This window comes from Mycobacterium neglectum, from assembly GCF_002591975.1.
Classification (GTDB): domain Bacteria; phylum Actinomycetota; class Actinomycetes; order Mycobacteriales; family Mycobacteriaceae; genus Mycobacterium; species Mycobacterium neglectum.
This window is the reverse complement of the sequence record NZ_NVQE01000087.1, coordinates 1-8,496: the sequence shown is the minus strand read 5'-3', so window position 1 is coordinate 8,496 and position 8,496 is coordinate 1. Positions and strand designations below refer to the sequence as shown.

General features: G+C 65.7%; 8 protein-coding genes. 4 read left to right on the top strand and 4 right to left on the bottom strand.

Annotated elements, in window-relative coordinates:
• Positions 1 to 159: 159 nt before the first annotated feature.
• The 3 genes from CSQ99_RS30315 (at position 160) to CSQ99_RS30305 (ending at position 5,701) form a co-directional block, all read left to right on the top strand.
• Positions 160 to 1,524, top strand: coding sequence for a flavin monoamine oxidase family protein (locus CSQ99_RS30315; protein WP_099042664.1), 1,365 nt, complete (start codon positions 160 to 162; stop codon positions 1,522 to 1,524).
• Between the two features lie 21 nt (positions 1,525 to 1,545).
• Positions 1,546 to 3,075, top strand: a complete 1,530-nt coding sequence (locus CSQ99_RS30310; protein WP_245909166.1) for an MFS transporter — start codon at positions 1,546 to 1,548, stop codon at positions 3,073 to 3,075.
• Positions 3,076 to 3,304: 229 nt separating this feature from the next.
• Entirely contained in the window at positions 3,305 to 5,701 is a 2,397-nt protein-coding gene (locus CSQ99_RS30305; protein ID WP_099042663.1) for an AAA family ATPase, read from the top strand.
• On the opposite strand, the gene CSQ99_RS30300 is transcribed toward CSQ99_RS30305, so the two are convergent.
• From CSQ99_RS30300 to CSQ99_RS30285, 4 genes are all read right to left on the bottom strand, one after another.
• Positions 5,678 to 6,052 (bottom strand): type II toxin-antitoxin system death-on-curing family toxin, encoded by a 375-nt coding sequence (locus CSQ99_RS30300; RefSeq protein ID WP_099042662.1) that lies wholly within the window; start codon positions 6,050 to 6,052, stop codon positions 5,678 to 5,680. The genes CSQ99_RS30305 and CSQ99_RS30300 overlap by 24 nt on opposite strands.
• Complete coding sequence (locus CSQ99_RS30295; RefSeq protein ID WP_099042667.1) at positions 6,049 to 6,255, bottom strand: CopG family transcriptional regulator; 207 nt, start codon at positions 6,253 to 6,255, stop codon at positions 6,049 to 6,051. Before CSQ99_RS30295 ends, CSQ99_RS30300 begins: the two co-directional genes overlap by 4 nt.
• A 62-nt stretch (positions 6,256 to 6,317) precedes the next feature.
• Positions 6,318 to 7,166, bottom strand: coding sequence for a PP2C family protein-serine/threonine phosphatase (locus CSQ99_RS30290; protein ID WP_099042666.1), 849 nt, complete (start codon positions 7,164 to 7,166; stop codon positions 6,318 to 6,320).
• A gap of 108 nt (positions 7,167 to 7,274) precedes the next feature.
• Complete coding sequence (locus CSQ99_RS30285; protein ID WP_099042661.1) at positions 7,275 to 7,838, bottom strand: TetR/AcrR family transcriptional regulator; 564 nt, start codon at positions 7,836 to 7,838, stop codon at positions 7,275 to 7,277.
• Positions 7,839 to 7,930: 92 nt separating this feature from the next.
• Between CSQ99_RS30285 and CSQ99_RS30280 the strand changes: the two genes are divergently transcribed.
• Positions 7,931 to 8,326, top strand: a complete 396-nt coding sequence (locus CSQ99_RS30280; protein ID WP_245909165.1) for a hypothetical protein — start codon at positions 7,931 to 7,933, stop codon at positions 8,324 to 8,326.
• Positions 8,327 to 8,496: the final 170 nt, after the last annotated feature.

Below are 8,496 nucleotides of genomic sequence, written 5' to 3'. Positions count from 1 at the left end.
CCCCCGCCCCCGCCGCCGGCGCCAGGAGTCGTGCCGGGAGCGGCGGCCCTTCCGGCGCGGTAATCGCAGGCAGACCTATTGACACCGTCGCTAATTAGGCGTATGCCTAATGCTATTAGGCGCATGTCTAATAACGGTTGAGCACTGCAGGGGTGTGTCATGGATGTTGATTACTGCGTCGTGGGTGCCGGGTTCGGCGGGCTCACCGCGGCGTTGCGGTTGAAGCAGGCGGGTCACTCGGTGGCGCTGCTGGAGGCGCGCGACCGCGTCGGCGGCCGGACGTGGACCCAGACTCGTGAGGACGGGTCGTGGATCGATCGAGGCGGTGCGTGGATCGGGCCGGGCCAGGACGCCATCTATGCGCTGATGAACGAGTTCGGGGTGCCGAGCTACAAGCAGCACGCCGAGGGCGACGCGATGATGTTCGTCGACGGCAAGAAGTATCGCTACAAGGGCACGATCCCGCTGTCGATGAGCCCGTGGGCCGTTGCCAATATCGGTGCGGTCTTCCTCGAGTTGGGTCAGATGGCCAAGTCGATTCCACTGGATGCGCCGTGGGAAGCGGCCAAGGCGAAGAAGTGGGATCAGATCAGCTACGCGGAGTGGCTGGACAAGAACACGGCGTCCAAGCCCGCCCATGAGTTACTGGAACACGCCATCGCGGGGCTGTACACCTCGGCAGCCTCTGAGGTGTCAATGTTGTTCGTGCTCTTCCAAATAGCGTCGGCGAGCGGTCCGAGCTTTCTGCTGGGAGTCAAGGACGGCGCCGAGGACGCCCGCCCGGTCGGCGGCATGGGCGCGATTCACAAGGCGGTCGCCGCCGAACTCGGCGATGCGATCCATCTGAATCAGCCGGTGCGCAGCATCACGCAGGACGACGAGGGCGTCACGGTCCGATCCGAGGACATGGTGGTGCGCGCGCGTCGGGTGGTGGTGGCGGTGCCGGTCTCCATCGCCAGCCAGATCATCTATGAGCCAATGCTTCCCGTCGATCGATCGTTTCTGCATCAGCGGTTGCCGCTCGGCGCGGTCTTCAAGATTGCGCTCGTATATGACGAGCCGTGGTGGCGGGCCGACGGCCTGTCCGGCCAGTCGTTCGGGGCCAAGGGCGCGGTGAGTCTGACGATCGATTCCTGCACGGACACTGCAAGTCCCGGGATGCTGACCGTCATCACCGAGGGGCCGGAAGCGCGCAAGCTGTGCAAGCTCACCGACGAGGAACGCAAGAAGGCGGTGATCGACGGGGTGGTCGAGCGGTTCGGCGAGAAAGCGCGGACACCGATCGACTACGTCGAGCAGAACTGGTCGGTCGAGCGGTATTCCGGTGGCGGGATGATCGCCCACGCGCCGCCGGGTGTGCTCACCGAGTTCGGGCCCGCGTTGCGGGAACCGTGCGGCCGCATTCACTGGGCGGGCACCGAAACGTCGCCTGTCATGTACGGATTCATCGACGGAGCGGTGCGCTCAGGCGAGCGCGCGGCTGCCGAGGTGATGGAACACGACAAAGCGAAAGCGGCCGTCTGACCGTTGGGTAGCATCCAGCGGATGCCGACCGGTCCCCGCGCCGACACTCACCAGCACCAGGTCTCAGGGTTGGCCGCCGTCATGACGGTGATTGCCACCGGCCTCGGCTACGCCATCTCGATCGGGGACCCGACCAGCCTTTCGGCCAATCTGCAACTCGTGTCGACGGGCATTCAGATCTCGGGGGCCACCGCCACCTTTGTCGCGAGCCTGGCCACACTCACCATGGCGGCCGCGGTGCTGAGCGCCGGCGCACTGGGCGATCTCTACGGCATGCGGCGCATGTACCTGGTCGGGATGGGCGGCGCGATCGTGTTCAGCGCACTGGCTGCCGCCGCGCCGATTCCGTCCGTGTTGATCGTCGCGCGCGCCGGTGTGGGAGTCGCGTTCGCGTTCCTGGTCGGCCTCTCGTTGGCGATCACCAACGCGGTGTTCCCGCCGGGCAGGCGGGCCGCAGCGATCGCCGCGTACTTCGGCGTCGGCTACGCCGTCGCCACGCCGATGCCCGCGATCAGCGGCGCCTTGGGCCACGCCTTCGGTTGGCGCGGATGCTTTTTCGTGGTGCCGGTCATCGCAGCGCTGGGCTGTGTGATCACGTGGCGATTCGTGCCCGAAACGGTGCGTGCCACCCGTCGGCTGGATCTGATCGGCATGGCGCTGTTCGCCGTCGCGCTGTTGGGACTGATCTTCGGCATCTCGCGGATCGAGACCGGCATCAACACCCTTGGTGTCAGCGCGATTGCGGGCGGCCTGGTCGCCGCCGTCGCGTTCGTCATCCGGGAGTGGCACGCCGACGCCCCGGCGCTGGACTTGCGGGTTTTTCGTTCGGGCCGGTTCAACGCGGCGGTGACGGCCGGGGTGATGTTCAACATCGTGCTGGGCGGTTCGATGGTCCTGTTGGCGTTCTACCTCGTCACGATTCGCAAGGAGTCGCACGAACTGTTCGGCCTATTGCTGGTTCCCGCGACGGCGATGGCGGCACTGGCGGCCTTTTCCGTCGGCCCGGCCTCCAACCGGTTCGGTTCCCGCACCGTCCTTGTCAGCGGGCTGACGGTGATGCTGGCCGGTCTCCTGGTGATGAGGTCCTTTGACCTCGACACCTCTCGCACGGTGGTGTTCGTGACAGCGGCGCTCATCGTGGTGGGCGGCGCATTGGTCACGACACCGCAGGCCACCATCATGATGAGCAGCGCGCCAGCGGGTCTGGGTGGTGCGGTGTCCGCTGTGAAGAGCGCGGTCAACGAGGGCGGCTACTCGCTCGGGCCTGCGCTGTTCGCCCTCGTGGGGATCAACCTCTTTCTGACCGACAGCGTGCACGACCTGTCCAGGTCCGGGATCACCCGCACGGAGACCCGCGAGGCGCTGCTGACGACACACGGCGGCCGCGGCGCACATCTGGTCAACCCGGAGCAGGCGCGCCTGGTGGTCGACCAGGCCCCGCACAATGCGATCGATGCGATTCACACCCTCAGCTTGATCATGGCCGTGGGACCGATCATTGCGATCATCCTCGCGCTCTGGTTGATCAAGCCTGTTGACGCCCGACGGTGATTAAGGCGCCGCAGGGCTGCGAACGCCGACGTGTGCTGGGACCTGTCCTACGACGGCACCACCGACTACGGCCTTCCCGGACCAATATGACTTCGTGCCAACCTCCGCGCGACACTGTCGCTCAACTACTACCGCCACCACCAACGTCAGCGACAATGTCGCGCGGAGCTTGGCACCACATATATATGCCTCCAGAGGCCTAACAGCGGCTGCGGTTTACTTGGAGACGATGGTTGCCGATCCCTCGCCTGCAGAACGCAAGATCGTCCTCACCGACGACTTTCGTCACGCGTTGGCACTGCTGGCCGACGGCAGGCACATGTTCCTCACGGGCAAGGCCGGCACCGGCAAGTCGACGCTGATCCGCCACTTCATGGCGAACACCGACCGCAACGTGGTGGTCGTCGCGCCCACCGGCATCGCCGCACTCAACGTCGACGGCTACACCATTCACCGGCTGTTCGGGTTCCGCCCGACGACGACGCTGGCCGACATCAACGGCGGCGAATACCGGCCGGGCCGTTTCACCAAGACACTGTCGTCGCTGCAGACATTGATCATCGACGAGGCGTCCATGGTCCGCGCCGACATGTTCGACATGGTCGCGAGCGCGCTGGAACGTTTCGGCCCCGTGCCCGGCACGCCATTCGGCGGCGTACAGATCGTGTTGGTCGGCGATCTCTACCAACTCCCACCGGTGATCACCGATGGTGAAGAAACCTACTTCTCGTCGGTGTACCAGACGCCGTACTTCTTTTCCGCCCGCAGGTTCGCGCGGGATGACTTCCCCACCGTCTCACTGACCACGGTGTTCCGTCAGCTCGGTGACGACCGGATGACGTCAATACTCAACGAGATTCGCGAAGGTGTCCTGCTCGGGCACGCCCAGGAACAACTGAATGCTCGAGCCGATGCGGACTTCGTCCCACCGGACGGCGAGTTCTGGCTGACGCTGGCGCCGACCAATCGTCTCGTGACTGCACGCAACCGTCAGCAACTCGAGCGGCTGCCGGGCGACGAACTCACGCATCGGGCAAGGGAATCCGGCGACCTATCGCTGTTCGACAAGCCGATCGAGGACGAGCTGCGTTTCAAGGTCGGCGCGCAGGTGATGATGCTCAACAACGACCAGGGCGATCGATGGGTCAACGGCTCGATTGCACGTGTGGTCGGCGTCGATTACGACCGCTACGGCGCCGTCGTCGAGGTGGAGTTCGCCGACGGATCATGCGCCGACGTCACGCCGTTCACGTGGGAGGCGACGCGTCCCGTCGTCGACGGTGGCTCGTTGCGGCGTGAGGTGATCGGCACGTTCACGCAGCTGCCGTTCAAGCTCGCCTGGGCTATCACGATCCACAAGAGCCAGGGGCAGACGCTGGACCGGCTGGTCGTCGACCTCACCGGCGGCATGTTCTCGACGGGCCAACTCTATGTGGCGTTGAGCCGGTGTACGTCGTTGGCCGGGCTGGTGCTGAAACGGCCTGTGCTGCCGAAGGATCTGAAGACCGACCGGCGCATCGCACGGTTCCTGCGCGACTCGGCCGGCGATGCGGGGACGCGCCGATACTGTGCGATCGGCATGCTGACCGTCGGCGACGAGGGTCGCATGTCTCGGCCGCGGCCGGTGGAGTTGGCGGTGGCATTCGACGACGGGACCGCGGTGTCCACGCTGATCAATCCGCAGCGCGATCTCGCGGATGCACGGAATGCTTTCAATATCAGCGTGTCTGACATCTTGCTTGCGCCCACGCTGCGGGAAGCCTGGGCGGTGATCGCGCCGATGTTGGCAGGCTGCACGCCCGTCGGTGCCGGGGTGGACGAGACGCTGGGGTTGATCGATTTCGAGCTGAAGAGACTTGGGCATGTGGCAGTGATGCCGCTGGGTGTCGAGCTCGGGCGGGTACCGGTCACAGGGCGCACGGCGTTGGAACGTGCACAATCAGCGTTGAAGGCGCATGCGGCGGCCGAATCCCAGGGTGGCTCTTCGGCGTTCGAGGAACCCGACCTGGTGGAGATGGTTTCGGGCCTGCTGGTCAGCCGCGACCATACCGTTCGTACGCCGTCGGCCGATCACCTGCCGGCGTTGTCGGCGTTGCTACGGATAAGCCGCGGAGTCGGCGCTGTCGTGTTGGGTGGGCTGTCGGCCACCGAGGTCGACAAGGACGGCGAGTCGACGTGGGACGCTGCGGCCCGGCAGTCAGTGGCCGACCAGCTGCGAGCCGCTGCATCGCGGGCACTGCTGCCCGACGCGGTGGTCGCACGCCTCCACGAAGCCTCGACGCTCCTCGGGGTCGACGTGGTGACCGGCGCGGTGACGGTGGCGCGTCACGAGATCGGCGCAGCTATGGTCCCCGGCGCGCGGATCTGCTTTACCGGAACAGCTTTGGATGCGTCCGGACGAGTCATCGAGCGCGACGAGATGGAGCGATTGGCTACGTCGGCAGGACTGAAGCCGGTGCGGTCGGTGACGAAAACACGCTGCGAGGTGTTGGTCACCGCAGAGGCAGGCACACAGTCGGGCAAGGCCCGCAAGGCGCAGGAGTACGGCAAAGCGGTGTTCACCGCTGAGGAGTTCTTCGAGTGGCTGGCAGGGCGCAGCACGTCAGTCGCACCACGTCCGCAATAGCGCGGCGATACGCTCCACGTCGTCGACCACACCCGATGCCAGGTCGATCATCAAGTCGAAGCGATCGTCTTCGCTGGCGGCTACCCACTCGCCGTTGAGGCCCAAAAACACCTGGCAGGCTGTCCACGCCAGGCGCTTGTTGTCGTCGACCAGAGCATGATTTCGACACAGCGAATGCAACAGGGCGGCAGCTTTGGTGTGAATGTCGGGATAGGCCTCGACTCCGACCACTGTGGTCCGTGGGCGCGCCACCGCCGATTCCAAAAGTCCGTAGTCCCTGACCACAACGGCGCCGGTGATTGCGCGCGCTGCCACCAGCAGCAGGTCATCAAGGTCGAGGTAGACGGTCACGTGTCGGCGAGACGGCGCAACACACCCTGCTCGCGTTCAATTACCTTGTCCAACACTGCTTTGACTCCAGTTTGGTGAGCGCGGCGCTCGATGTACTCGTCGATGGCGGACAACGCGACAGCCTGCATCGAACGTCCTTCAACGCGAGCCTGCCGGCGCAGCGCCTCGGTCTGTTCGTCGCTGGTGCGCAGCGTCATACCCATGTCGGGCATGATACCACTCTGATACCACTGACACCCGCGATCGCTAACCCGCACGCGCGAACTCAAACGATCGGGACGATGATCACCGTGATGTTGTCGTGGCCGCCGGCCCGCAAGGCATAGTCGACCAGCGCACGGGCGGCGTCGGCAGGCGTCAATCCATGGCAGACATTGGCGATATCGGCCGCTTCCGGTAGGTAGTTGTGCAGGCCGTCGGAGCACAACACCAAAACGCCTCGGTCGGCGGTGGTCATCGTGCTCACGCTCGATTCGTCGAACAGCGGCGGTTCGGCATCGGCGCCGAACCACCGAGTGAGCGTGTGCGCACCCCTCGCTACGGCAGGCGAGTCGGCCGGTATGCCCGCCGAGATCAGTTGCTGCGCAAGGGTGTCATCGACGGTCAGGCATCGCGGCTGCGCGGGCGGGTCGGGCAGCCAGTACACCCTGCTGTCCCCGACATTGGCGATGGCGATCTGCACCTCGTCAGCGTTCGACGAGACGACGACGGCGGCCGTATAGGTGCACGACGACGGGGAAGTCGATTCGTCGGACGACTCGGCTTCCGCGGCCGCCCGCGCCGCGTCGGACAGTCCGGCCATCATCACCGATGTCAGATCCTGCGACGCAGTGAGTGCCCTCAACATGGCGTCGACGCCGGCGACCGACGCGGCCCGCGACGCGTTCTGGCCCCCCGCCGAGGTGGAGACGCCGTCGCACACGACTGCCGCAATCGCGGGTGGCTGCTCCCCCGATGCGGCCGGCACGGTTCCCGCTGCGCCGGCATCCTCGTTGCGTGTGTGCTCGATTCCCCGGTCGGTGATCAGCGCGACCGCGTCGAGCTGATCCTCGTCGCGATCCGGTGCCCGGCCATCGGCATTCGCAGCCGGCCTGGGTACCGCGACACGTCGCATCGTTGTCACAGCGGCGCCGCAGCTCTCGCAGACTGCGTGCACGTCAACACTGCGCTCCTCATACTTTCGTCCACGAAGGCGTCCATCGGGACAAGCGGCTGGAGATGCTCATGATTGCTCATTCGGGCCTCCCTGCACAATCGGCCAGAAGAGATCGAACAGTCGCGCTTCCCACCCCGCTGCGACGCGCCCCGTGCGGGCGCGCTCGGCGATATGTGCACCGACGATGGCGTCGACGAGCGTCGACCCGTCGACATCGTCGCGAAACGTTCCATCCGCCTTCGCCGCGTCGATCACTGCCTCCAGTTCGGCTCGCTGGCGGGCGAGGATGCGGCGAAAGAGCTTGGTGAAGTCGGGGTCGTCGTCGGTGAGCATGGCGGCAAGGCCACCGAACCCGATGCCGACTTCGATGGTCTTGACGGCGTCGTGGATCAGCCACCGCAACCGATCGGCCGGCTGCGCGTCGACGGCGAGCGGTTCGGGCGTGGTCACTCGCGACAGCGCAGCGGCCAACATGTCGCGGCGGTCGCTGTACCTGCGGTAGATGGTGGTCTTGGCGATGCCCGAGCGCGCTGCCACCGCCTCGACGGTCACCGATCGGGGGCCTTTGGTGCGCAGCAGCGCCAACGTGGCGTCGGCGATGCTGTCGTCGACGTCGCGACGCTGCGCCATCGACTCCTCCTTCGTCGCCGGGAATAGCGGCGGCGCGCAAAACGCTACACTAGGCGTAGCGCTACGATACGCGTAGCGTTTCTGAGGATGTTTTGGAGCTGATCGAAGTGGTGAAGGCACGGCGCAGGATTTCTGCAACCGATGTGGCGTATGTGTGTTTTCTGTTGACGTTCGTTGCGCTCGGGACGTTCGTCTATGCGCTGGCCGCCGGCAGTGCGGCGGCGGGGATCATCGGCGCCGGATTGGTCGTATTGATGGTGGCGACGGTCGCGGGGTTCCGCATTGGTGCCCGCACGCGGGCGGCGTCCAACGACAGTGGCATCGAAATCGACGGCGCGAACATCTGGGCGAAGCCGCTGCGGCGTGAGCAGATCGACCGGTACCTGCAGAGCTACCGCGTCACACGAGAGAACCATGAGCAGCTGTTGCCGGCGGTCGCCGGCCCCGTCAGCGACCCGACGCCATGGGTGAATCGCCGCGCGGCCTGACCATGACTGGCGAATTCGGCGCGCTGACGTACCGCGACGGTCGTGTTCTGTTCGGGGACATCGCTGACGCCGGTATGTCTCGGGACATCGCTGACACCTGAGTAGGGCCTCGACCACGATGGTTCATGGCCCAGAAGGTGACGGCGATGGACATTCGGATGGCTGCGGCG